We start from the raw sequence: 23,730 nt of genomic DNA, 5'->3' as shown, positions 1-23,730 counted from the left end.
ACCCGGTGTCCGGCGGCTCTCGTACGACCCGTCAGCCGCCCAGCAGTTCGGCGGCGGCGGCGCGCAGCGCCTTGCGGTCGGTCTTGCGGTTGGGGTTGAGCGGGAAGGTGTCCAGATGGGCGAAGCGGCGCGGGATCATCCGGTCCGGCAGCTGGGCACGCAGTCCCCGGGCCAGGGCGGCCGGGGAGAGCCGCTCCCCGGTGTGGAAGGCGACCAGGACGCTCTGCCCGTCGGGTCCGGGCACCGCGACGGTGACGGCGTCCTCGACCCCGTCCACCGACCGCAGCCGCTCGTCGATCTCGGCGGGCTCGACCCGCCAGCCCTGCACCTGCACCTGGGCGTCGAGCCGGTCCACATAGGCCAGCACCCCCTGACCCACCTGGCGGACCCGGTCGCCGGTGCGGTACCAGCGGCGGCCGTCATGGTCGAGGAAGCGGCCCTCCTCGTCGCGCGGGTCGAGATAGCCGGAGGTCATCTGCGGCCCGGAGACGATGAGTTCGCCCTCGTCGGGCACGGGTGCGCCGTCGGGGCCCAGCAGCAGCCAGTCATGTCCCTTGTGGACGGTGCCGATGGGCACGACCCCGTTGACGGTCCAGTGCGCGGGGTCCTCGGGCGACCAGCGGTGGCCGGTGATGGTGACGGTCAGCTCGGTCGGCCCGTAGAGGTTCTCGATGTACGTGTGCGGGGCGGCCCGGTGCCAGTCGGCGGCGTCCCGGTCGGTGAACGCCTCACCGGCGAAGAAGCTCCAGCGCACTCCGGGCAGGACCCCGGCGTCCAGTCCGCCGGTGCGGCGGGCCAGGGCGATGGCGCTGGGTGTGGAGAACCAGACGGTGATCCCGGCGGACGCGACATACCCCGGCAGATCGCGGTATGCGGCGGCCGGGATCTGCTGGAGGGTCGCGCCCGCGCCCCACGCGCAGAACAGGTCGAACATCGCGCAGTCGAAGTTCAGGTCGAACGTCTGGGAGAAGACGTCCTCGGGGGTGAAGTCGTAGCGGGCGTCCAGCTCCTGGAAGTAGTGCCCGGCCCCGCCGTGGGTGACGCGCACGCCCTTGGGACGGCCGGTGGACCCGGAGGTGAACAGGAGGTAGGCGCTGTCCTCGGGGCGGACGGGACGCGGACCGGTCAGGGCACGCGCCGGGTCGGGCCGCAGGGTGCCGCCCTCGGTGGCCAGCACCGGCAGGGGCCGCCCGTCGGCCGTTCCGTCAGCCGTTCCATCGGCCGTTCCATCGGCCGTTCCATCGGCCGTTCCGTCGGCGAGCAGGGCCGCGCCGGGCCCGTCGGCGATGACCGCGGACACCCCGGCCGCGTCCAGCATCTGCCGGACGCGGGGCGCGGGGAAGTCGGGGCTGACCGGTACCACGGTCAGCCCCGCGCACAGCCCCGCCAGCACCCCGGTGTAGGCGTCGGGCCCCTTGGCGGCGAGCACACCGACCGTACGGGGCTGACCGGAGCCGTCCGCCTCCCCGATGGCGTGCAGCAGGGAACCGGCCCAGGTCAGGGACCGCTCATGCAGCTCGCGGTAGGTCAGGGCCCAGCCGGGCCCCCGTACCGCGGCGCGCTCGGGAGCCAGGGCGAGTCCGCGCTGGAACCGCGCGTACAGGGCACCGCCGTACGCCTCGGACGGAGCACCGCCGTACGTCTCGGACATGGGGCCGCTCCTCGGATGGTGTCTCACGCCCCGGTGTGGGGCCTGCTGCGGGGCTGGAGTGCCAGCCGGGGGTTGACGCGCACCACCTCGAAGTTGTCGGTGGTGCGGGCGACGCGGCCGAAGAGGTTGTCCGGGCCGGAGACATGGACGGTCGTGATCCCCTGGCCGCGCAGCGCGTCCACCACACCGGGCCAGCGCATGGGCCGGGTGATGCCGTCGAGGAGGAGGGTGCGCACCTGGTCGCCGGTGGTGAGCAGGGAGCCGTCGTGGTCGGAGACGACGGGCAGCCCCGGGTCCGCGAAGGGCAGTTTGCCGAGGACCTCGTCCTCGGCCCTGCGCCGCAGATCGGCGAAGGCGGCCGAGTGCAGCGGCGGTCGCATGGTGTAGAGGGAGAGCCCGCCGAGGGAGCGGATCCGCTCCTGGAACCGGTCGAGGCCGCTCTCGGCCAGGGTGACCATGTAGAAGTCGTCGTCGACATGGCAGGCGAGGTCGTACCAGTCGCCGCGCTCGTCGAGCTCCGCGAGCAGTTCCTTGAGCCGCTCCTCGGGGGTGCGCACGAAGGAGTGGGTGACGATGTCGGTGTGGTGCTCGGCGAAGTAGTCGTCCTGGCATCCGGCGAGCCGGGCGGTCATCAGGACGGCGTCGGAGAACGGCAGACAGCCCGCGTAGGCCGCGGCCGCCTTGCCGCCGAAGCTGGGGCCCGCGCAGAGCTCGGGGGCGATGCCGAGTTCGGCCTCCGCCCAGTCGGCCAGGGCGAGACAGTTGACCAGGAACGCGACCTGGGCGGCCTCGCTGTAGTCGTCCCCGGAGTCGCGGTAGGCGTCGATGAGGGAGTAGCCGAGGACCTCCTCGGCGATGGCGACCCGCCGCCGCGCGAACGGGTTGGCCACCATGAACTTGCCGACGTCCGCGAAGGAGACCGCTCCCATGCCGGGAAAGACGATCGCGGAACGCGACGCGGATCCCGTGGCACCCGCAGGGCCGGTCGCTCCCTCAGGGCCCGAAGCACCCGCTGAACCCGTGGGTCCTCTCCCTCCCATGGGTTCCGTCGGTCCCATGGGTTCGTCCCTGTGCATGGCCATCCGCCTTCCGTTCCTGCCGCGGACGTCCAACGTAAGGAAGGGCCGGTGCCCGAAAAACCCCTAACAGGCCCTTGGTGAGAGCTAGGGGCGGACTCTTGACGCTAGGGGTTGGTCCGCCCCGGTGACCGCCCTACCGTTCATACGCAGAGAGAGGGAAGCCGTGTGCCGCTCCTCCACTGACCGGAGAACTGGGACAGGGGCCCGCGCCCGTCGCGGACTCGTCGCGGACTCGCCGCACCCGGCATCTCCGTTCACCAGGGAGAGTAAGACATGCGTGTCCTGATCACGACGCTCGCGCTCGATTCGCACTTCTACAACACGGTGCCCATCGCGTGGGCCCTGCGCACCGCGGGTCACGAGGTGCGGGTGGCCAGCCAGCCGGATCTGGTGCCCACCATCACCCGGGCCGGACTGACCGCCGTGCCGGTGGGCCAGGAACTGAACCTGATGGAGCAGTCCCGGCAGGCCCCGGAGTCGGCGGAGGCCGGCTACGGCATGGGCTTCAGCATCTCCGAGACCGACCCGGCCAAGCTGACCTGGGAGTACGTCCGGGACACCCTGGCGGCCTACAGCCATATCGCGGAGCTGTCCACCAACACCGAGATGCTCACCGACCTGACCGCGTTCGCCCGCGAGTGGCAGCCGGACCTGGTGCTGTGGGACGCGATGAGCTACGTCGGCCCCGCCGCCGCGCGGGCCTGTGGCGCCGCGCACGCGCGGCTGCTGTTCGGCACCGACCACTGGGCCCGGATGCGGGAGCTGTTCCTGAAGCTCGCCGCCGAGCAGCCCGAGGACGCCCGGGTGGATGTGCTGCGGGACTGGATCACCGGCCGGCTGGCCGGGCTCGGCTGTGACCCCGAGGGTGACGGCCGCTTCGACGAGGAGCTGGTGGTCGGCCAGACCACCATCGACCCGCTGCCCTCCTTCCTGCGGATCGACGCCGGGCTTGAGCGGGTGCCGGTCCGCCCGGTCCCGTACAACGGGCCGTCGGTGGTGCCGGACTGGGTCACCTTCGAGAAGCCGGAGCGGCCCCGGGTGGTGCTCACCCTGGGGCTGACCCTGCCCGAGGCGTACAACCCCGGCTTCCCCATCAGCGATCTCCTCGCGGCGGCGGCCGAGATGGACATCGAGCTGATCGCCACCGTCGGTGCGGCGGTCCGTGAGTCGCTGGCCGGGACGGAACTGCCGGAGAACGTACGGCTGGTGGACTTCGTCCCGCTGAACGAGCTGCTGCCGACCTGCTCGGCGATCATCCACCACGGCGGTATGGGGACGCTCCAGAACGCGCTGCGCCACGGGGTGCCGCAGGTGATCGTGCCGGGGTGGCTGTGGGACGAGCGGGCGACCGCGCTCGCGGTCGAGCGCGAGGGCGCGGGCCTGATGATCGAGCCGAAGGAGTTCACCGCGGAGACCCTGCGCGCCGCCGTGAACCGGGTGATCGGCGAGGCCGGGTTCAGCGACAGCGCCGAGCGCCTCAGCAAGGAGCTCCAGTCCGCGCCCGCGCCCGCCGACATCGTGGCCGAGCTGGAACGGCTCGCGGCCCAGCGCTGATGAAGGGGATCCTGCTGGCCGGGGGCCATGGCTCCCGGCTCCACCCGCTGACGCTCGCCGTCTCCAAACAGCTGCTGCCGGTCAACGACAAGCCGATGATCTACTACCCGCTCTCGGTGCTGATGCTGGCCGGGATCCGGGAGATCACCATCATCTCCACCCCCGTCGACCTGCCCCAGATCCGCCGCCTGCTAGGCGACGGCTCCCAGCTGGGGCTCCAGCTCGACTATGTGGAACAGCCGGTGCCCGGCGGCCTGGCGGAGGCGTTCATCCTCGCCGCGGACAACATCGGTGACGATCCGGTGGCGCTGGTGCTCGGGGACAACGTCTTCCACGGCAACAACTTCTACGAGATCCTCCAGGGCGCCGCACGCGACCTCGACGGGTGTGTGCTGTTCGGCTACCCGGTGGAGGACCCGGAACGGTACGGCGTCGGGGTCACCGACGACACCGGCCGGCTGGTCTCCATCGAGGAGAAGCCCGCCCGGCCGCGCTCCAACCGGGCCATCGTGGGGCTGTACTTCTACGACAACGACGTGATCGACGTCGCCAAGAACCTGCGGCCCTCACCGCGCGGCGAACTGGAGATCACCGATGTGAACCAGCACTACGTCGAGCAGGGCCGGGCCAAACTGGTCGACCTCGGCCGGGGCTTCGCCTGGCTGGACGCCGGGACCCCCTCCTCGCTGCTGGCGGCCGGACAGTACGTCTCCGTACTGGAACAGCGCCAGGGTGTACGGATCGCGTGCGTGGAGGAAGTGGCGCTGCGTATGGGCTTTATCGACGCGGAGGCGTGCGAGAGCCTCGGCGCCCGTCAGCCCGCGTCAGCGTACGGTGCGTACGTACGCGCCATCGCGGCCGAACTGGCCTCCGCGTAACCCTTCTCACCTGCGAAAACGCCACGCACCGCCCCACTGACGGGGCGGTGCGCGGCCGGTAAGCGAACGGTGCGTGGACGGTAAGGCCCGACCGTAAGACTGACATCATGTCCACTCCAGTCAACGGAGGCGTTCGGAAAGGACTGGTCCTCGCCATCGCGTGCGCGGCCGTCGTCCTGCTGACCGTCGACCTCACCGTCCTGCACCTCGCCATCCCGAAGCTGACCAGCGATCTCGACCCCTCGGCGACCCAGATCCTGTGGATCGCCGACATCTACGGCTTCGTGCTGGCGGGTCTGCTCATCACCATGGGTTCGGTGGGTGACCGGATCGGCCGTAAGAAACTGCTCCTGATCGGTACGGTCGCCTTCGGCGCCGCGTCCCTGCTCACCGCGTACGCACCCAACGCCGAGATGCTGATGGTGGCGCGGGTCCTGCTCGGCGCGGCCGGTGCGACGATCATGCCGTCCACCCTCTCCATCCTGCGCAATGTGTTCACCGACCCCAAGGAGCGGACCGCCGCGATCGGCCTGTGGAGCGGCATGTCCGCCTCCGGCTTCGTGCTCGGGCCGATCATCGGTGGCGCGCTGCTGAACCACTTCTGGTGGGGCTCGGTCTTCCTGATCAACATCCCCATCCTGCTGGTCCTCTTCATCGCGGCCCTGGTGTTCCTGCCGGAGTCCAGCAACCCGGTCCCGGGCCGGCTGGACCTGCTCAGCGTGGTCCTGTCCACCGGTGGTGTCATCGGCCTGGTGTACGCGGTGAAGGAAGCCGCCCACGAGGGCATCGCGGAACCGGCCGCGCTGGGCGCGGGCCTGGCGGGCCTGGCGGCGATCACTCTGTTCGTGGTGCGCCAGACCAAGCTGGAGCACCCGCTGATCGATGTCCGGCTCTTCCGCCGGGCCGCGTTCACCGGAGCCGTCACGGCCAATATGTTCGCGATGTTCGCGATGGTGGCGCAGTCCCTGATCTTCGCCCAGTACTTCCAGCTCGTCCTCGGCTGGTCGCCGCTGACGGCGGGCCTGGCCGGGCTGCCCGGCGCGGCTGCCTCCGCGATCGGCGGTGGCGCCCTGGCCGCCCCGATGATCTCGGCGATCGGACGCGCCAAGACCGTGGGCATCGGCCTCGGTCTGGGCGCCATCGGACTCGCGCTGTACACCACGGCGGGCATGGAGTCCAACTACCTGATGCTGGTGGTGGCGATGGTGCCGGTCGGCATCGGCTTCGGTATGGCCTTCGCGGTCACCGGTGACACCGTGCTGGCCACCGTCCCCAAGGAGCGGGCCGGTTCGGGCGCGGCGATCTCCGAGACGGCGATGGAGGTCGGTGGCGCCCTCGGTATCGCGGTCCTCGGCTCCGCCCTGAACTCCGCCTACACCAAGGGCGTCGAACTCCCCGACGGTGTCCCCGCCCCGGTCGTCCCCGTGATCGAGGACTCCATCGCGGCCGCCGCCCATGTCGCCGCGACCCTCCCGGCCGAACTCGCCGCCCAGGTCATGGAGGCCGCACGCCACGCCTTCGTGGACGCCTTCCATGTCTCCGCCCTGGTCGCGGCGGGAGTGATGGGCCTGGTCGCCCTGGTCTCCCTCGCCACCCTGCGCGGCGTCCCCAAGGTCATCGAGGACGAGCAGCCCGGCGACGAGTCGGTCCAGGCGTACTCCTCGGCCCACTGACCGACCGACCCACAGGCTCCGGTGCGCCTGACCGCGCACCGGACAGCGGGGCCGCCAGCTCACCACCTCTGTCGAGGGTCGGGGCGGCCCCACCCCGGGTGCCGTCGTCGCGGTCATCCCCCGTACCACCGACGACGGCACCCATCCCCCCACGACACCGGCACCCCTCCCCCGGGTGCCGGTGTCACCCTTTTACGGGGGTGGACCGAACTGAGCTGTTGGCGAACATCCTTGGCCCGCACGGCATCCGGCTGTTTCCATGACGGTATGGAGATCTTGGTCCTGGGTGGAACAGCATGGCTGGGCCGTGAGGTGTCGCGGCAGGCGGTAGAGCGCGGGCACCGGGTGACCTGCCTGGCGCGCGGAGCGAGCGGGGAGGTCACCGCCGGAGCCCGCCTGGTCGTCGCCGACCGGCGCGAGCCGGACGCCTACGCGGCGCTCCTCGACCGGCACTGGGACGCCGTCGTGGAGGTGTCATGGCAGCCCGACTTCGTCCGCGGGGCGCTGGACGCGCTGGCCGGACGCGCCGGGCACTGGACGTATGTCTCCAGCTGTAGCGCGTACGGCTTCCAGGGAACCCCGGGAGCGGACGAGTCCGCGCCGCTCCTCGTCCCGACCACCGCCGTGACGGACGGCGGCGAGGTCGACCGCACGGTGTACGGCGAGGCGAAGGTGGTGTGCGAGCGGGCATCGACGGCCGCCCTCGCCGACCGGCTGCTCATCGCACGCGCGGGCCTCATCGGCGGCCCCGGCGACACCAGCGGCCGCTCCGGCTACTGGGCGGCCCGCGCCGCCCGCGACCCCCACGGCCCGATGCTGGTACCCGACACCCCCGCGTTCCCGACCCAGATCGTGGACGTACGGGACCTGGCCACCTGGCTGCTGGAGTGCGCCGAGGCCCGGCGTACCGGCGTCTTCGACGCGGTCGGCCCGCAGCTCCCCCTCGCGGAGTGGCTCACCCTGTCCCGCACCGTCGGCGGCCACACGGGCCCGGTGGTACCCGCCGACACGGCATGGCTGCTGAACCAGGGCGTGGCCCAGTACATGGGCCCCGAGTCCCTGCCCATGTGGCTGCCCGAGCCGGGCTGGGAAGGCTTCTCCGCCCGCAGCGGAACGGCGGCCCGCGCCGCGGGCCTGCGACACCGCCCGCGCGAGGAACTCCTGGCGGACGTCCTTCACTGGGAACGCCAGCAGGGCCTGCACCGGGACCGGCGAGCGGGCCTGAGCGCGGGGCGGGAGCGGGAGCTGCTGGACGCGCTGGGGTGAACGCGGGCGGGCTGACGGCGTCGCCGCACCCGCGGGGCACGCTTCCCGAGCTGGGATCAGACGGCCTCGGCGAGGTCGAGGAGTTCGGGTACCCCCTCGGCACTTCGGTAGTGCTGGAAGCGGGGCATGAGGTCGTGTACGAGCTGTTCGCAGCGGGGGGCACCGATACGGCGGGCGGTGAGGAGGGATTCGAGGGCGGCTGCCGCGGCCCGTTCCGGTTCACCGCGTTCCAGGTCGGATGCGGCCTGGTAGGTGTGGAAGACGGCCGTGGTTTTCGCACGGATGGCGGGCAGAAGCCGCTGCCCTTCCGCGATGAGCCGGTGCGCGCGGTGAGTGTCGCCGAGTTGCAGGAGTGCCTGGCCGCTGTCGACCGCGAGGTCGGCCTCGGAGAGCCAGGTGCAGAACGCGGGCCGGGGCCGGGAGGCCGAGACGCCGAGGAGGTGTTCGGCAGCATCCAGGGCCCGGAGGGTTTCCCGTTTCTCCCCCTGGGCGGCCACCGCGCGGGCGTACCGGAGCTGAAGAAGCGCCTGGGCGGCGGGGTGTTCGGCGCGGGTGAGGGCGTGGCGCAGGAGGGTGGCGGCGGTGCCGTGGTCGCGGCGCCAGGCCGCTTGGTAGGCGAGATCACCGAGAGTGTTGGCGCCGAGGTCCGGGTCGCCCAGGGCATGGGCGCTGTGGAGGGCGGCGGTCCAGTAGACGGTGGCCTCGTGGTGACGGCCGTGGTCGAAGCGCCACCAACCCGCGGTCTGCGCCAGGGAGGCGGCGAGCCGGTGGAGGCGGAGCCCGAGCCGAGGGGGGTAGCGGCCTTGGGCGATGAGGTCGGTCACCGTGGTGAGGTGGGCGTCCAGCAGGGCTGCCATGTGCTGGCGCTGCTCAGTGACCAGAGTGGTGAGGCGGCGTCCGCCCTCTTCCAGTAGTTCGACGACATCATCCCCGACGGGTTTACCACCCCGGGCTGTGGCGGTCAGGGCCGCAGGGGTTGCGTGGGCCCAGTCGGCGGCGAGGGCGACGGTGGCGGCGGCCGGGACGGCGGTGAGGAAGCATCGGCGGTCCACAGTTCTCAGAGCCTCTCGCAGAGCGGGAACAGTATTGGCCGGGCCGAGGGGGACCACGGCCGCCGGGAGCCAGGCCGGCCATTCATTCGGGGTGACCGCGCCGGGCGGGATGCCGAGGACTTCGGCGATGTACTGCTGGGCCTCCGCGTCGGGGGTGACATCCGCGACTTCCCACTTGCGGACCCGGTGCCGGTCCGTGCCTGAGCGCAGGCCCCGCCGGGCAGCGGCGGCCCGGACGCGGGCCGCGAACTCGACCCGGGTCAGGCCGGCGGCGAGGCGAGCCAGCGCGAGCGGGTGACTGGTGGTCTCCACGTGCGCATCGTCCCACCGCCGGGCGCGGCAGGGAACGGTTCCGGCCGGGCGGGACCCCCGACAGGACCCCCGTCAACTCATGGACTCATCAGTCAAGTTGAACGCACACTCGACCTCCCCGAGCGGCTCGAACACGGCGGGCTCACGTTCTGTGTCACCACGAAGGATGCCTGTGAAGGTGATCACCCGCTTGGTTCTGTCAGCCAACAGGGGGCCCAGTGCCTCCGAGGGACAGAGGCCCGCATGAGTCCGAACAGCATCTACTGGATGAACTACGCCATTGGCATCGGACAGAGGTCGTCGCAAGCAGGTCGGCGGGTCGGTGTTGCGCTCGTTTCTGAACACCACGAGTTGATTTGCTCCGCCTTCGAGGGAGAAGTACGCGGCGCATCCTGGTATCGCACTCTGCGTAGCAGGATTCAAGAACTCGGAATATCCAGCGCACACAGCGCATATCTGACGATTAACACCCTGTCAGCGGACTGCTCGTTCGAGCTCGGCGAGCTCTTGAAGGAAGTACGCATGGACAGGGTCTGCGTCGGTCTGCCAGACCCCGCACTGACGAGTTACCTCGACGACGATCCCATCACTGCACGAGGTCTCATACACCGCTTCCCCGATGACTTGCAGCGCGAGATCCTCGAGCAGAACCAAGAATCCTACGCAGCGAGCGAGCAAAATATCGAATGTAACCGTCACTACTCCACACATCGCATCAGTGAAGCCGTCGCCACCCGGCTGACGTCGAGCGGGTTCGCGCTTTCCAGGAGTGATGTCAATGCGAACAGGGGGAGGATCGCGCTTGCTTCTCTGATCTGCCAGAGGTATGGGGTCGAGCACAAGGAGGCTGATCGCGCCGTAGACGACGCACTGTCCGAAGCCTTTGACGCGAAGTACGGCACCTACGACTACGCGTACGACGCTCGTGCCGCCAACTCGAGGTGGACCGACGACTTCAAGTCGGTACACAGGAGGTCGTCCACAACGCCTCTGTCTGCCGCCAACATCCTCAACGTCGGCGTCGGGGCCGGCCACGAAGCAGCGGCTCTGTTTTCAGATTGCCCGCAGATCACCTTTTCCGACATCGCGGAACGCGGCCTTGCGAAGATACGTGAACGCATTCCCTCGTCGAGAACGGTCGTTTCCAGCGCCGAAGACCTGTCGGCGCTACCGGAGAACAGTTACGATCTGTATGTCTCCTTGAGAACGTACAACTCATCGTTCTTCGACACATCCGCAGCGGTTTCGGAGGCGCACAGAGTCCTGAAGCCCGGTGCGGTGATTATCGTCTCCGTGGCCAACGGGTTTCTGTATGCTCAGCGAGGCCAAATTGTCCCGGGACTGATCATCCCCGGTACAGACTTCGTCGACATCTATCGCGGAATGGACAAAGCCAATCTGATTGGCGCGGAGCTCGATCGTGCCGGATTCAAAGAAATTCGAATGTTCCCGACAAGTGCCGAGATTTACCTGTCGGCTGTCACCGCTTAACGTCTCCCGCCGCTCCGGCCGGCCACGTCCGCGACGTCTCATCAGTCCTGCGGGGCGACTGGATCGCAGACGGCCGGGTGCGACCGGACTGCTCAGCGTGACCAGCGTGAAGGAAGGACTTCTGCAATGACCGAGCGAACGTCTGTTGCCCGTCGGATCCTGCAGTTCAACGAGGAACTTGCGGGAACGACGCTTGCACTGCCTCCTGGATTCACGGCCATCAATCCGTTCAGCGGCCCTCAGAAGGATCGTGTCCGGGAGATCACGACGGCGTTCTACCACAAGTTCTACGACGACGACAGACCGCGCCGTCTGGTACTGGGGAGCTCGCCCGCCCGACGCGGCACGGCCGTGACCGGGGTCCCGTTCGAAGATGCCAAGCTCCTCGAAAGCGACACGGGAGTCGATGTCGACGGCTATGCGGTGAGCCGGCCCTCCGCCGGGTTCCTGCACGACGTCATCAGCCGCTATGGGGGCCGCGGCACGTTCTACGCCGACTTCGTCATGAGTTTTGTGTGCCCCCTTGGCCTGGCGAGAACGAACCCCAAGGGAAAAGAGGTCAACTGCAACTACTACGAGAACAAGAAGCTGCTGGAGCTCCTTGACTCCTTCCTCGTGGACACCCTGGAACGCCAGCTGGCATTCGGCACTGACACCTCGGTCTGCTACTGCATTGGCAGTGGCGAGAACTACGCGTTCCTCTCGAAGGCAAACGAGGGCCAGCGCTTCTTCCAAAGGATCGTCCCCTTGGAACACCCGCGTTTCATCACTCAATACAACCGGGACAGGGAGGAAGAATTCGCCGAGAAGTACCTCAGCGCCTTCCGTGAAGGGCACGACTAGTTGCGGCGTCCTCCCGAACGCTTGCCAACCTCTCAGCCAATTCGATGCAGGCCGTAGGCTTCCAGCGTGCAGGAAGATATGGAGAACAGTACATTGACGGCAGCAGGCAGGGTCCTGGTCCACTTCGACACGGAACACGCGAGCGTTTACCGCTCCCAGAGCGGCGATTTGAAACTGCTCACAAGGGAGCGGCTCACGTTTGAAGACCCCCGCTCCCGCGAGGTGCTGGCAGAGAGAGTTCGCGAGTTCTGCGCAGGGCTCAAGGAGTTCAACGAGGCCGTCGACAACAAGACAACGCGCCTGTACGCCACCGGGGTCTTTCAGCAGCTCCCGCAGCCGGATGCGGCCGCACTGATCAACAGCGTCTATGTCGACTCCGGCCTCTATTTCAACATAGTCGGGCCTGAACTGGAGCATTTCTACCTGGAAACGGGCATGTCCGCGTGCAGATCGAACCGCATGATGGAAGGCTTGATCCGGCGGGAGTTCCGGAGTGCTGTTGTCTGCGGCAGCTTCCAGCAGTCTCTGGGGTATATCGAGGACACCATCGCCCGGCTGCGCGAGAGCGGCACCGTAGTGCTGAGCCCTCAGTCCACAAGGATCAAGCCGGAGACCGCGGGCACCGACTTCATCCTCTTCGACTACCAGGATCTCCTGAAGAACGAACGCGACACGTGGCGGCACAAGTACGTGCACATGGACGCGTTCAGGAAATCCGACGCCGTTGTCGTGTGCAACCCCGGCGGTCTCGTCGGAAAGGGCACCATCTTCGAGCTCGGCTTCATGTCCGCGCATTCCAAGAGGGTCATCTTCACGGAGGAACCCCTGGACGCTTCTGTCCTGTTCCCCTGTGAGGTCGGCCTGAAAGTCTGAGCACTCCCGCCCGGCGCTGCGGCACCCCACCCCGCTCCTGCATCCCTGGCCGGGACCACGCGACGTTTCGGCGAACGGCAAAGGGCCCTGCAAGCAGGTCTCCGGCTCACCCTCGCTCTCTGTCCCACCAGATCTCACTTCTCGATGACGAAGATACGGAAAGGACATCTGCCGATGCGCGACGCAGAACCCATCGATACAGTCCCCGACAGGCTTCGAGAGATCGTGGCGACCGTCCTCGAAGTCGAAAGGGACGCCTTCGAGTCCGATGCCCTGTTCTACGAGGACCTCGGAATCAGCTCCCTGGAGAAGGTTGCGATCGCGGCCGCGATCGAGCGCGAGTTCGGAGCCCTGTCCGCCGAGGAAGCGGCAGCCCTCACCAGCCTGGACGCCGCGGTGTCCGTGCTCAGCGGGCGGGCGAGCGGGGTCAATCTGATCGACCGTCTGGTGGCGGGTCACGTCTGCGCCGGCCGGGGCGACAGGACCAGCTACCTCGACCCCCAGGCGGGGGAGGTGACCTACGCCGCCCTCCTGGAAGCGGTACGCGGATACGCGGGCGCCCTCAGGGCAGCCGACGTGCCGAAGGGTACCCGCGGCCTCCTGGTCGCCGACGACTCCGTGGCGACCGTCGTCGCCGTCCTCGGCCTGTGGTGGCAGGGCTGCGTCCCCGTGGTGATCAGCCCGATGCTCACGGACGACGAGGTCCGCTACATCGCCGAGGACTGCGCCGCCGCGATGGTGCACCTCGACGCAGCCCCCAAGCGGCAACGCGCCCTGGAGGAGCTGTTCGAGACGACGACCCGGTTCGCCGGCGCGGACGTCCTCGCCGCTCTGGCCACGGCCGAGCCCGGCCCCGCACGCCGCCCGCAGGAGGCCGGCCCTGCGGCCGCGTGGAGTGCGGGGCGTGAGGCGCTCGTGCAGTACACCTCTGGAAGCACCGGCATGCCCAAGGGGGTGCGGCACTCGGCCGGAGCGATCGCGGCGCTGGCCGACGGCATCGGCACGGTACTGGCGCTGACCCCCGGGGACACCGTGCTGTGCAGCGCCCGGATGTCCTTCGGCTACGGCTTCGGCAGCTCCGTCCTATGCGCCCTGGCGGCCGGCTCCCGCGTCGCGCTCATCCGCGGCACGGTCGACGCCCACGCACTCACCGCCGCGATCCGGCACCACCAGCCCACCGTGCTGTTCTCCGTCCCACGGCTGTACGCCGCGCTGCTGAACGCCTCCGATCCGACGGCGCTCGCCTGCGGCTCCGTGCGGCTCTGCGTCACGGCAGGCGAGAATCTGCCCGCTCCGCTCAGCGAGCGGATCCGCACCGCCTTCCAGGCCGACCTGCTCAACGGTCTCGGCGCCACCGAGGTGCTCCACATCGTCGTCGGCACCCCGCCCGGGAAAGAGCTTCCGGGCACCTTAGGGGTCCCGGTGCCCGGGATCACCGCGACCGTCCGCGCCGCGGACGGCACGCCCGTCACCGACGGGGAGGAGGGCCGGCTCCACATCGCCGGCCCGACCGTCGCCCTCGGCTACATCGGACGGCCCGAGGCCGCCGCGGTCACCTTCGCCGACCGCGGCGCGTACACCGGCGACGTGGTGCGCCGCGCGCCCGACGGCACGTTCACCCATCTCTGCCGCGCCGACGACCTGCTCAACCTGGGCGGCTACAAGGTCTATCCGCGTGAGATCGAGAGCGTCGTCCGAGACGCGGAAGGGGTCCAGGACTGCGTGGTGGTCGGCGGCCGAGATGCGGACGGCCTGGAGCAGGCCGTGGCCTATCTGGTGGCCCGGCCGGGATGCGACCCGGCCGTGGTGCGGCGCGCGGTGATCACCGCGATCCGTGGCGGTCTTGCCGCCTACAAGAGGCCCGCCCGTCTGGAGTTCCGCGCCGAGCTCCCGACGACGTCGACCGGGAAACTCGCCGCCTTCGAGCTCCGAAAGGCGGCAGGCCAGCCGTGACCTGGGACATCACGGGCATGGCCGCCGTCGCCAACATCGGCGCCAGCCCCGAAGAGATATTCGCCGCGCTGTGCGCAGGCCAGGAGAGCCGCAAGCCCCTGCGGGCGTTCGAAACCGACAAGTACCGAGCGGCCTACGCCTACGAGATCGACGACCGGCCCGAGGGCGGAGGCGACATCCCGCTCCGCGCCACCCGCTGGCTCACCACCGTCGTCGGCCAGGCAGTCGCCGACGCGGGCCTGGGCGACGACCTGTCGCAGGTACCCGTACTGGTCGGGACCACCATGCGCGAGCAGCGCAGCCTCGAACTGTGGTGGCGCGACCACGAGGACGTCGCCCTCGCGGACCTGCACTTCGGCACCGCCCTGAAGGATGCCTTTGGGGCGTCCACCACGTACACCTTCGCCAACGCCTGCTCAGCCACCCTGTACGCGCTCGGCATGGCCACCGACATGATCGACCTCGGAATGGCTGACACGGTGGTCGTCGCGGGCACCGACGCCGCCACCGAGAGCGGCTTCGGCACGCTCGACCGGGTACAGAACGACACCCCCGACGCGCTCCGCCCCTTCGACACCACGCACAAGGGCATGCTGATGGGCGAGGGCGCGGCGGCCATCGTCGTCCAGCGCACCCGCACCGGGTGTCGGCCCGCGCACGCTCGGGTGCGCGGTGTGTCCATGAACTGCGACGCCCACCACGCCACCGCGCCCGACTCCGATGGCATCACCCGCGCGGTCCAGGACGCCCACCGCAGGGCGGGAGTACGGGCGCAGGACATCGACCTGGTGATGCTCCACGGCAGCGGAACCCCCCGCAACGACGAGACGGAGGCGAGCGTCCTGCACCGCATCTTCCACGGCTCCAGACCCGGGCCGCTGATGACCGCCATCAAGGCGATGACCGGCCACACCCTGGGCGGCTCGGGACTCCTCAGCCTCCTGATGGCGGTCCTCGCAATGAAGGAAGGGACGGTCCCCCCGGTTCTGGGACTCACCGATCCGATCCCCGAGGCCGTAGGACTGGGCCTGGTCCAGGGATCCCCGGTAGCCAGCAACCTGGCCATCGCGCAGATCGACGCCTTCGGCTTCGGAGGGATCAACGCCGTCACGATCGTGGAGGCAGCCCGATGAACCGGGCGAGCACCGCACGAATTGGCATCCCGAGCTCCCAGGTGGTCGTCGTCACGGGCATCGGTCTGGCGCCCCCAGGTGTCGCGACGTACGACGACCTCCTCGGACCGCTGCCCGGCAAGGGCGGCTTCGACCCTGCCACCGGACTCAGCGGACGCGAGATGCGCCACAAGGACCGGGCGTCCCGGCTCGCCCTGCGGGCCGCCGAGTCCGCCCTCCACCACGCGGGCCTGACCGACGCCAACGCGACGTTCACGGGCGTGGCCGACTCGACCGCCGTCGTGGTCAGCACCAACCTGGGCAACGCAGACAGCGTCTGCGAAGCCACCGACACCATCGCCAGGGAAGGCGTCAGGGGCCTCAGCCCCTTGGGCCTGCCCCAGACATCAAGCAATGTCATCGCCGGCTGGGTGGCCATCCGCTACGGACTACGCGGCCCCAACCTCACCGTCTGCAACGGCGTCACGAGCGGTCTGGACGCCCTCGCCTGGGCCCGGAATCTCATGGCGGCCGGGCGCGCCGACACGGCTGTCGTCGTCGGAGTCGAACCGGCCAACGGCGTGACGACGAAGCTGCTCGGCGAGCAGTCCACCGACGCGGCGGTCGCGATCGTCCTCGAAACGGCGAGCGCGGCCGCGTCCCGCGGCGCACGGCCCTTCGCCACGATCACCGGGTACGCACGGGCCCGGAACCTCGCCGCGGCGCTGACCTCCGCCGGTATGACCGAGGAGACAACCGTTGGACTGTGGCTCGGGGGCGAGGCGAGTGCCGAAGCGGGCCAACTGCTCGCAGGCACGCGCCGGATCGACCTGGAAGCCGAGATGGGCCCTCTGTCCGGGGCGCTCGGCGTCCTGCAGTGCGCCGCCGCGGCCGCCCATCTGGAGAGCGGCGCCACCGGCAACGTCCTCGCCACAGCTGGAGGCCCACACCACGACGCGGCAGCCGCTCTGCTGCTCACCCCTTGATCGCCCATTCGTCAATCCGCTGAGGAGCGAGGGGAACACCCATGACCACTGCGTCCGTGAACATCGAGGAGCTCCGCGTTCTGATAGCCGGCGTACTGGAGATCGAGCCCGAGGAGGTCACCGACGAGGCGCTCTTCTGCGACGAGCTCGATATCGACTCGCTGCTGATGCTCGAGATCTCCACCCGCGTGGAGAACGCCTACGACGTCCCGGAGAACGCCGTGGTCATCAGAGGGGCGAGGACCCTCGCCGAGCTGCACGCGTTCGTCATCTCGACGCTCGTCGGCGAGACGTCTGCTTGCCCGGTCATCCGCCCGAGGCCGCTGAGCGACCCAGCTGTGCGCCTGTTCCTGTTCCACCACGCGGGCGGCTCGCACCTGCTCTACCGGGGCTGGGCGGAGCACTTCCCCGAGGACTGGGACCTCTGTCTTCTGGAGGCGCCAGGCCGAGGGCAGCTGCAGACCGTGCCGCTGATCGACGACTGCGACCGGCTGGTCGACTACTTCCACACCGCGATCGAGCCGCTGCTCGGCCGGCCCTTCGGGTTCTTCGGCCACAGCATGGGCGCCGCCATCGCCTACCAGCTCACCCGCCGACTGCACCACGACGGGGACCCGCTTCCGGCCTGGCTGGGTGTGTCCGCCTACGGCGCCGCACAAGGCGAGGCCGGCATCGACGGACGCCCTCACCTGATGTCCGACGACGAGCTGCGCGGCTGGCTGCGGAACGTCGGCGGCAGCACGCCGCAGCTCCTCGACAACGAGGCCGTCTGGCGCCAGTTCGCCCCGGTGTTCCGCAACGACTTCACACTCCTGGGCACCTGGGCTCCTCCCCGCGATCCCGAACCGGTGCCCGTTCCGCTCTCAGCATTCGGGGGCCGCCACGACAAACTGATCGGCGAGGACCGTCTGCTCTCCTGGCAGGCGTTCACCACGCACTTCCGCGGACTCGAAAGATACGAGGGCGACCACTTCTACCTGATGGACCACCGGCAGCCTCTCGCTGCCGCCATCACGGCCGCGATGCGTTCCGTCGGCGCATGAGCTGGCCTTCACCACCACGCCACCCGCTGGGCGATCAATCCCAACGGGGTGCCCGCGGCGCGCGCGGGGGCGGGCCCTCAGACTCGGGATCGACTTCGGGGTGCGTGAACCGCACGGGCCTGCCCAGCGCGCGGGCGTAGGCGATCTCAGCCCGCGTGCTGTCTCCGATGTAGTCGCCGACCACGAGTACCTCGTCGGCGAGCAGGATCTTCGACCGGTGCAATGCGTCGAGTCGAACCTTCAGCGCCTCGGCCTCGACAGGATCGGACCAGAGTTCATGCGGCGACTTCAGGTCGCAACCCGGCTTGACCACAATCCGTCCGGCTTCGGTCTCCCGAACATCGGCCTCAGCCATCTCGGCCATGAAACGAGTGGAGCCGCAAATCGCGACGATACGCGGGAAACTCAGCTGCCTCTTCGCCTCGGCGAGCTTCTCCTCGGGGGTGATCACTTGCGGCGATGCCACTGATTCCTCCTGGTGGTGCGGCCCGAGAGATGCCTGCGGAGATGAGAACGAAGGCGTCCAAGATCATCGTTGGGTGAACGACACGGACACCCCTGCGCCCGCACTTTATGCGACGAGCATCCCTGCCCGGTGGCGCGGCGGCCGCCGGTCGGCGCTACGCCCCGCCTGTGCGATGCCGGGCTGGTTGCCCTCGCCCCGAAGAGCCGGTGTCGGTTGCCGCGTTCATCACCTCGATCAGTCGGTTCACGCGGCATGGGGCCCCGGTGTCGGTTTGGTCGGCCGGTCGCCTGCCGGCAACGGGTGGCGATGCCCGGCCGAGGCTCGGGTACTGCGACAAACCGGAACGAGGGAGGAGCCATCAGATGGCCGCATTGACGGGGCGTTGTCCGTCGGCGGCCTTGATGCCCCGGCGCGGCCCGCCGCGGCTCGCCTGAAGACCTGGCGGCCACGGTCCGTGCCCGCCACCCGATCGCCCCGACCACCTGGCGCCCGCCCGTCATCCGACCATTATCGCTGCGCTTCGGCGAGGAGCCATGTCCACCGCATCTCACCAGCCCGCCCCCAAGCCTGTCGCGGCGACTTCCCCACACGCCCGCATCGCGCAGGAGGAGCAGATCACGGCGGTCGCCGCCACGCTGGTGCTCGCGTACGGGCTGCACCCGGCAGACATCACGCGTATCCCGGAAGGCACCGCGACGGACAACTACGCCGTCGTGGACCAGGCGGGCCGACGGCACCCTTCCTGACCTGGGAACCTACCCCCCAGTAGACGAGTTCACCCTCAGTCGCATCACGGCCATCACCGCCCCGCGCCTGGGCGGCGGGGCGGCCACACCACTCCCCCCGCACCCCCCACATCCCCCGACAGACCTCAGGCCCTCCCCAAGAACGCCAGCGCCTCATCCCCCGTCATCCCGCGCCCCAGGTCGTACGCGACCGCGTAATCCGGCGCCGACTCCCGCGCCCCCCGCACCGTGCGCCCCACGTCCGGGTCCTGGTCCAGGGAGACGCCCCGCAGGCCCGCGCCCAGGCCCAGCAGGACCGCCGCGCCCTCCGGGTCGTTCTCCAGCAGGACCACTCCGGCGAGGGCTTCGACGGCTCCGGCGGCGCCCGCGAGGTTGCCGCTGCCGATCATCACGTCGAGGGCACGCTGGTGCCATTCGCGGGCGCGGGCGGTGTCGCCCTCGGCTTCGGCGATGCGGCCGAGGGCGACGAAGACGCGGGCGCGGAGTTCCTCGACGGCGAACCAGCCGGTGGCGCAGCCCGCGAGGGCGGCTTCGATCAGGGTGCGGGCGGCGGGGAGGTCGCCGCTGAGGCGGGCTATCTCGCCGAGGCCCCATTCGACGGCGGCGGGGCGGGTGGGGGCTCCGGCGTCGCGGGCGGTGCGGGCGGCGCGTTCGTAGGCGGTGCGGGCGGCCGGGTAGTCGCCGGTGAGGACGAGGCCGTCGCCCTTGCGGCAGAGCAGGTCGGCCAGGTCCTCGACGGCGCCGAGCTGGCCCGCGAGGGCGAGGGCCTCGTCGTACAGGGCCATGGAGCGGGTGCCGTCGCCGCGCCAGACGGCGAGGGTGGCGAGTTCGGCGAGGCACAGGGTCATGCCCCAGCGGTCGCCGGTGGAGCGGAAGCCGGAGAGGGATGCCTCGAACTGGCGCTCCGCCTCGGCGACCTGGCCGCCGAAGAGGGCCATATGGCCCCAGCCGAGCCGGGCGAGGGCGTCGGACCAGGGGTCGGAGCGCTGGGGCCCGTCGGCGACGGCGCCGGGGCGGGGCGTTCCGGTGCCCATGCCCCACAGCACGGTGAGGAAGGGGTAGCGGGGCGGCCACTCCAGTACGGCGATGATCTCCTCGGCCCGCTGCCAGTAGGGGCCGAGGGTCTGGCCCTCCTCCGTTCCCCCGCTGCCCGCGGCGGCGGCGTTGAGTACGCACAGGACGTACTCCTCCTCCAGTCCGCGCGGCGGCTCGGTGCCGAGCTTGCGCAGGAGTTCGGTGGCGGCGGGGACGCCGTGGCCGCGCAGGCCGCGCAGCCACCAGTAGGAGGTGAGGTCGGCGATGAGCCGGAGCGCGGTCTCCTGGTCGGCGCGGACGGCCCAGTGCAGCGCGGCCTGGAGGTTGGCGTGTTCGGCGGCGAGCCGGGCGAGTGAGTCGAGCTGGTCGGCGGTGCGCAGGGCGGGTTCGAGGGTGCGGGCGAGGTCGAGGAAGTACTCGGTGTGCCTGCGGTGGACGTGTTCCTCCTCGCCGGCCTGGGCGAGTCGTTCGGCGCAGAAGGCGCGGACGGTGCCGAGCATCCGGTAGCGGCCGCCGTCGCCTTCGATGAGGGACTTGTCGGCGAGTCCGGTGAGCCGTTCCACGGCTTCGGCGTCGGACATCTCGCAGACCCGGCCCGCGGCGGCGAGGGTGAAGCCCCCGGCGAAGACGGTGAGGCGGCGGGCGAGGCGCTGTTCGTCCTCCTCCAGCAGGTCCCAGCTCCAGCCGACGACGGCGCGCAGGGTCTGGTGGCGGGGGGAGGCGGTGCGGCTGCCCTGGCTCAGCAGCCGGAACCGGTCGTCGAGGCGGGCGGCGACCTCGTCGACGGGCAGGGAGCGCAGCCGGGCCGCGGCGAGTTCGATGGCGAGCGGCAGTCCGTCGAGGGCGCGGCACACCCGTACGACGGGGACGACGGTGTCGGCATCGACCTGGAAGTCGGGCCGTACGGCGATGGCGCGGTCGGCGAAGAGCCGTACCGCCGGGTACTCCAGGGCCTCGGTGACGCCGACCCCTTCGGGTGGCGCGGCCAGTGGCGGGACGGGGCAGAGCACTTCCCCGGTGATGCCGAGGGCTTCGCGGCTGGTGGCCAGGACCCGGACCCGGGGGCAGGAGCTGAGCAGGCGGAAGACGAGGCGCGCGACCTCCTCCACCACGTGTTCGCAGTTGTCGAGGACGAGCAGCAGTTCGGTGTCGGAGAGGGCGGCGAGGAGGCGTTCGACGGTGTCGGGGAACGGGCTCTGGCGCCCGCCCGCGTTGAGGACGCCTTCACGGACGCCGAGCGCGTTCAGTATCTGCCGGGTCAGGTCGTCGCCGTCGCCGACGCCGCTGAGGTCGGCGAAGGCGACGTCGCCGGGTTCGCGTCCGGCGGCCTCGATGGCCAGGCGGGTCTTGCCGGAGCCGCCGGAGCCGACGACGGTGAGCAGCCGGGCGCCGCCGCCCTGGTCGAGCGGGCCGAGGAGCCGGGAGACCCGTTCGAGTTCGTCGCGGCGGCCGACGAAGCTGGTGAGCTGGGCGGGGGGCCTGTTGCGCGCGACGGTCGGCGGCTCGGACGGGGTGGGTACGGATACGGGTACGGGGGCGGGCATGGCCGCGGTGGTGGTGAGGGAGCGGTCGCCGCGCAGGACGGAGAGGTGGACGGCGGCGAGTTCCTCGGAGGGGTCGTTGCCCAGTTCGTCGGCGAGGATGCGGCGGGTGTCCTCGTAGACGCCGAGGGCGTCGGCACGGCGGCCGCAGCCGTACAGCGCGCGCATCAGCTGTCCCCGGGGCCGCTCCCGCAGCGGGTGGGCGGCGACGAGCTGCTGGAGTTCGGTGACGAGTTCGCGGTGGCCGCCGAGGGCGAGTTCGGCCTCGGCGCGGTCCTCGACGGCGGCGAGCCGCAGCTCTTCCAGCCGGTGGGCGTGGGCGCGGGCGGTGGGGGCGTCGCCGAGTTCGGCGGGGGCGGGGCCGTGCCAGAGGTCGAGGGCCTGGCGGAGGGTGGCCGAGGCGGTGACATGGTCCCCGGCGGCGAGCTGACGCCGTCCCTCGGCGGCGAGGCGCTCGAAGCGGTGGGCGTCCACGCGGTCGGGGTCCACGGCCAGGCGGTAGCCGGTGGGGTGGGACTCGACGAGTTCGTGCGGGGCGGCCCCGCGCAGGTCGCGGCGGAGCCGGGAGATCTGGGACTGGAGGGCGTTGAGCGCGTCGCCGGGCGGCCGGTCGCCGTAGAGGCCCTCGATGAGGGCGTCGACGGTGACGACCCGGCCCGCTTCCAGCGCCAGGAGGACGAGCAGCGACCGGGCCCGTGGGCCGCGCACGGTCACCACGTCGCCGTCACCGCGCTGTATCTCGAACTCGCCTAGGACACCGAACCACATAGCGTCAATTATTGCCCAACCGTGGACCGCCGCCCGCACCGGTGATCTCTCCCGGTCGGCGACCGCTGGCGGAGGAACGGCTGAGGGCGGTGGCGCGGTCGGCGAGCGAGTCATAGCGGCGCTGGACATGGAGCAGGTCGGCGTGGAGGTCGGCGGAGGTGATGCGGCGCGCGGGCGCGGTCCGGGTGGTGACGGCGTGGCGGTTGGCGGTACGGGCGGTGGCGCGGCCGATCGGGAGCGCGCCCGTGTCCGCCCAGCGCAGTCGGCCGTCACCGTCGATGTAGCTGCGGGTGCGGCCCTGGTTGTCCGGGTGCAGACACCAGGGGACGTCGAGATAGCCCCGGGTGAACGCCTTGATCAGCGCGGCGCCCGGGTCCGGGTCCAGGTCGAGTACGGCGTGGACGAGGGCGGCGGCCTCCTCGTACGTCTCGTTGGGCTCGGTCGGCCCGCCGCGCTCAGCGGGCGCGGGCGCGGCGGCCTCGGCGGTCCGCGCGGCGGCCTCCAGCGCGGCGACATTCTCCCCGATGGTGGGGATGCGCCGGGACTCGGCCACCGTCTTCACGATCAGCCGCTCGGCGCCGGAGCGGACGGCGAGCGTGGCGGCGTCGGCGAGCAGGGCGTAGGAGCCGTGCTCGGTGACGGGATACAGCCCCATATAGGCGTAGATGACCACATGCCAGGTCGGGGTGGGCATCAGGTCGGCGCAGAGTCTGCGCAGCGCGGCGACCGCCTCGCGGTCCTGCCCGGGATGGGTCTGCTGGGCGTAGCTGACGGAGACGTCACTGACACCGTGGTGGTGGAAGAAGAGCGCCTCCAGCACGGACACCGCCACCAGCAGGCTGGGCGGGCAGAGCTGGCCCAGCAGACAGCCGCCGAAGGTCTCCAGGTGGGGTTCGGCGCCCGTCTCGCGCAGCGCGGAGTAGCGGCGCACCCCGTCGGCCCAGTTGCGCACCGAGTCGGTCAGCGGGGTGCGGCCGTACGGCAGGCAGTACGAGACCGGTCCGCCCTCGCTGGCCTCGATCCCCAGGCCGATGAGGGCGTCGAAGATATGCCGGGGTACGGCGGAACCGTGCCGGACCTGGACCGGGAAGGAGGCGTCGCGGATCCCGGCGAGCATCCCGGAGGTGACGGCGGGGGCGTGGGTGGTGATCGGGTAGCCGTTGAGTTCCCGGCCGTGGGCGAGGGCGTCGGCGAGGGCCCGGGTCTCACCGAGCCGGGTGTAGCTGTCGAGGGTGATCGTGCCGACGGTGGTCGCGCGGGCGGCCTTGGTGGCGGCGAGTCCGGCGCGCATCCGGTCGGGCGCGTCGAAGCCCATCCGGGGCTGGACGACCAGCCGTCCGTCACCGCCCGCGCGCCGGACGTAGCCGCCGAAGTCGGTGGCGGGGGTGCGGGCACCGGCGCGGGTGAC

At 70.5% G+C, this 23,730-nt stretch carries 18 protein-coding genes; 12 read left to right on the top strand and 6 right to left on the bottom strand.

What is annotated here, in order from left to right; all coding sequences use genetic code 11:
- Positions 1 to 31 precede the first annotated feature (31 nt).
- Entirely contained in the window at positions 32 to 1,651 is a 1,620-nt protein-coding gene (locus ACFVIM_RS16620; RefSeq protein ID WP_384301705.1) for an AMP-binding protein, read from the bottom strand.
- A 23-nt stretch (positions 1,652 to 1,674) separates the two neighbouring features.
- The gene (locus tag ACFVIM_RS16615; RefSeq protein WP_384301703.1) at positions 1,675 to 2,580 is read right to left on the bottom strand and encodes an ACP S-malonyltransferase; all 906 of its coding nucleotides are present in this window, start codon (positions 2,578 to 2,580) and stop codon (positions 1,675 to 1,677) included.
- Positions 2,581 to 3,003: 423 nt separating this feature from the next.
- Between ACFVIM_RS16615 and ACFVIM_RS16610 the strand changes: the two genes are divergently transcribed.
- The 4 genes from ACFVIM_RS16610 to ACFVIM_RS16595 all read left to right on the top strand — a co-directional run bounded on the left by ACFVIM_RS16610 (position 3,004) and on the right by ACFVIM_RS16595 (position 8,101).
- Positions 3,004 to 4,284 (top strand): activator-dependent family glycosyltransferase, encoded by a 1,281-nt coding sequence (locus tag ACFVIM_RS16610; RefSeq protein WP_384301701.1) that lies wholly within the window; start codon positions 3,004 to 3,006, stop codon positions 4,282 to 4,284.
- On the top strand, positions 4,284 to 5,162 hold the full coding sequence (gene rfbA, locus ACFVIM_RS16605; RefSeq protein ID WP_384301699.1) for a glucose-1-phosphate thymidylyltransferase RfbA: 879 nt from the start codon (positions 4,284 to 4,286) through the stop codon (positions 5,160 to 5,162). The genes ACFVIM_RS16610 and rfbA overlap by 1 nt, the downstream gene beginning before the upstream one ends.
- Positions 5,163 to 5,269: 107 nt before the next feature.
- A complete protein-coding gene (locus ACFVIM_RS16600; RefSeq protein WP_384301697.1) occupies positions 5,270 to 6,835 on the top strand; it encodes an MFS transporter in 1,566 nt (521 codons plus the stop codon).
- A gap of 267 nt (positions 6,836 to 7,102) precedes the next feature.
- Positions 7,103 to 8,101, top strand: a complete 999-nt coding sequence (locus ACFVIM_RS16595; RefSeq protein WP_384301695.1) for an NAD-dependent epimerase/dehydratase family protein — start codon at positions 7,103 to 7,105, stop codon at positions 8,099 to 8,101.
- A gap of 56 nt (positions 8,102 to 8,157) precedes the next feature.
- Here ACFVIM_RS16595 and ACFVIM_RS16590 read toward each other — a convergent pair whose 3' ends face one another.
- On the bottom strand, positions 8,158 to 9,465 hold the full coding sequence (locus tag ACFVIM_RS16590; RefSeq protein WP_384301693.1) for an XRE family transcriptional regulator: 1,308 nt from the start codon (positions 9,463 to 9,465) through the stop codon (positions 8,158 to 8,160).
- Positions 9,466 to 9,732: 267 nt separating this feature from the next.
- Between ACFVIM_RS16590 and ACFVIM_RS16585 the strand changes: the two genes are divergently transcribed.
- From ACFVIM_RS16585 to ACFVIM_RS16555, 7 genes are all read left to right on the top strand, one after another.
- Positions 9,733 to 10,956: a class I SAM-dependent methyltransferase gene (locus ACFVIM_RS16585; RefSeq protein ID WP_384301691.1), complete on the top strand. Its 1,224-nt coding sequence runs from the start codon at positions 9,733 to 9,735 to the stop codon at positions 10,954 to 10,956.
- A 126-nt stretch (positions 10,957 to 11,082) separates the two neighbouring features.
- Positions 11,083 to 11,799, top strand: coding sequence for a uracil-DNA glycosylase family protein (locus ACFVIM_RS16580; RefSeq protein ID WP_384301689.1), 717 nt, complete (start codon positions 11,083 to 11,085; stop codon positions 11,797 to 11,799).
- A gap of 66 nt (positions 11,800 to 11,865) precedes the next feature.
- The gene (locus ACFVIM_RS16575; RefSeq protein ID WP_384301687.1) at positions 11,866 to 12,672 is read left to right on the top strand and encodes a hypothetical protein; all 807 of its coding nucleotides are present in this window, start codon (positions 11,866 to 11,868) and stop codon (positions 12,670 to 12,672) included.
- Positions 12,673 to 12,846: 174 nt separating this feature from the next.
- Positions 12,847 to 14,625 carry an AMP-binding protein gene (locus tag ACFVIM_RS16570; protein WP_384301685.1) on the top strand — a complete coding sequence of 593 codons (1,779 nt, stop codon included), beginning with the start codon at positions 12,847 to 12,849 and terminating at the stop codon, positions 14,623 to 14,625.
- A complete protein-coding gene (locus tag ACFVIM_RS16565) occupies positions 14,622 to 15,758 on the top strand; it encodes a beta-ketoacyl synthase N-terminal-like domain-containing protein (protein WP_384301683.1) in 1,137 nt (378 codons plus the stop codon). The genes ACFVIM_RS16570 and ACFVIM_RS16565 overlap by 4 nt, the downstream gene beginning before the upstream one ends.
- Positions 15,755 to 16,723, top strand: coding sequence for a beta-ketoacyl synthase N-terminal-like domain-containing protein (locus tag ACFVIM_RS16560; protein ID WP_384301681.1), 969 nt, complete (start codon positions 15,755 to 15,757; stop codon positions 16,721 to 16,723). Before ACFVIM_RS16565 ends, ACFVIM_RS16560 begins: the two co-directional genes overlap by 4 nt.
- Before the next feature lie 41 nt (positions 16,724 to 16,764).
- Positions 16,765 to 17,766 carry an alpha/beta fold hydrolase gene (locus tag ACFVIM_RS16555; protein WP_384301679.1) on the top strand — a complete coding sequence of 334 codons (1,002 nt, stop codon included), beginning with the start codon at positions 16,765 to 16,767 and terminating at the stop codon, positions 17,764 to 17,766.
- A 34-nt stretch (positions 17,767 to 17,800) separates the two neighbouring features.
- Here ACFVIM_RS16555 and ACFVIM_RS16550 read toward each other — a convergent pair whose 3' ends face one another.
- Positions 17,801 to 18,232 (bottom strand): hypothetical protein, encoded by a 432-nt coding sequence (locus tag ACFVIM_RS16550; protein ID WP_384301677.1) that lies wholly within the window; start codon positions 18,230 to 18,232, stop codon positions 17,801 to 17,803.
- A 533-nt stretch (positions 18,233 to 18,765) separates the two neighbouring features.
- On the opposite strand from ACFVIM_RS16550, the gene ACFVIM_RS16545 reads away from it, so the two are divergent.
- Complete coding sequence (locus ACFVIM_RS16545) at positions 18,766 to 18,978, top strand: hypothetical protein (protein WP_384301675.1); 213 nt, start codon at positions 18,766 to 18,768, stop codon at positions 18,976 to 18,978.
- 125 nt (positions 18,979 to 19,103) lie between these two features.
- Here the strand turns inward: ACFVIM_RS16545 and ACFVIM_RS16540 are convergent, their stop codons facing one another.
- Positions 19,104 to 22,322: a BTAD domain-containing putative transcriptional regulator gene (locus tag ACFVIM_RS16540; RefSeq protein WP_384301673.1), complete on the bottom strand. Its 3,219-nt coding sequence runs from the start codon at positions 22,320 to 22,322 to the stop codon at positions 19,104 to 19,106.
- A gap of 4 nt (positions 22,323 to 22,326) precedes the next feature.
- Positions 22,327 to 23,730: methylaspartate mutase (locus ACFVIM_RS16535; protein WP_384301671.1), on the bottom strand; the 1,404-nt coding region annotated here is incomplete at its 5' end.

The organism is Streptomyces sp. NPDC057638 (assembly GCF_042800315.1).
In the GTDB taxonomy this organism is placed as follows: Bacteria; Actinomycetota; Actinomycetes; order Streptomycetales; family Streptomycetaceae; genus Streptomyces.
Note: the sequence above shows the minus strand (reverse complement) of the source record. Positions and strands in the feature narration are given on the sequence as shown.

Bases quoted from the DNA above. Each gene is read 5' to 3' on its own strand.
- ACFVIM_RS16620 (WP_384301705.1), bottom strand. From the start codon at position 1,651: ATGTCCGAGACGTACGGCGGTGCTCCGTCCGAGGCGTACGGCGGTGCC.
- ACFVIM_RS16615 (WP_384301703.1), bottom strand. From the start codon at position 2,580: ATGGGAGCGGTCTCCTTCGCGGACGTCGGCAAGTTCATGGTGGCCAAC.
- ACFVIM_RS16610 (WP_384301701.1), top strand. From the start codon at position 3,004: ATGCGTGTCCTGATCACGACGCTCGCGCTCGATTCGCACTTCTACAAC.
- rfbA (WP_384301699.1), top strand. From the start codon at position 4,284: ATGAAGGGGATCCTGCTGGCCGGGGGCCATGGCTCCCGGCTCCACCCG.
- ACFVIM_RS16600 (WP_384301697.1), top strand. From the start codon at position 5,270: ATGTCCACTCCAGTCAACGGAGGCGTTCGGAAAGGACTGGTCCTCGCC.
- ACFVIM_RS16595 (WP_384301695.1), top strand. From the start codon at position 7,103: ATGGAGATCTTGGTCCTGGGTGGAACAGCATGGCTGGGCCGTGAGGTG.
- ACFVIM_RS16585 (WP_384301691.1), top strand. From the start codon at position 9,733: ATGAACTACGCCATTGGCATCGGACAGAGGTCGTCGCAAGCAGGTCGG.
- ACFVIM_RS16580 (WP_384301689.1), top strand. From the start codon at position 11,083: ATGACCGAGCGAACGTCTGTTGCCCGTCGGATCCTGCAGTTCAACGAG.
- ACFVIM_RS16570 (WP_384301685.1), top strand. From the start codon at position 12,847: ATGCGCGACGCAGAACCCATCGATACAGTCCCCGACAGGCTTCGAGAG.
- ACFVIM_RS16560 (WP_384301681.1), top strand. From the start codon at position 15,755: ATGAACCGGGCGAGCACCGCACGAATTGGCATCCCGAGCTCCCAGGTG.
- ACFVIM_RS16555 (WP_384301679.1), top strand. From the start codon at position 16,765: ATGACCACTGCGTCCGTGAACATCGAGGAGCTCCGCGTTCTGATAGCC.
- ACFVIM_RS16545 (WP_384301675.1), top strand. From the start codon at position 18,766: ATGTCCACCGCATCTCACCAGCCCGCCCCCAAGCCTGTCGCGGCGACT.
- ACFVIM_RS16540 (WP_384301673.1), bottom strand. From the start codon at position 22,322: ATGTGGTTCGGTGTCCTAGGCGAGTTCGAGATACAGCGCGGTGACGGC.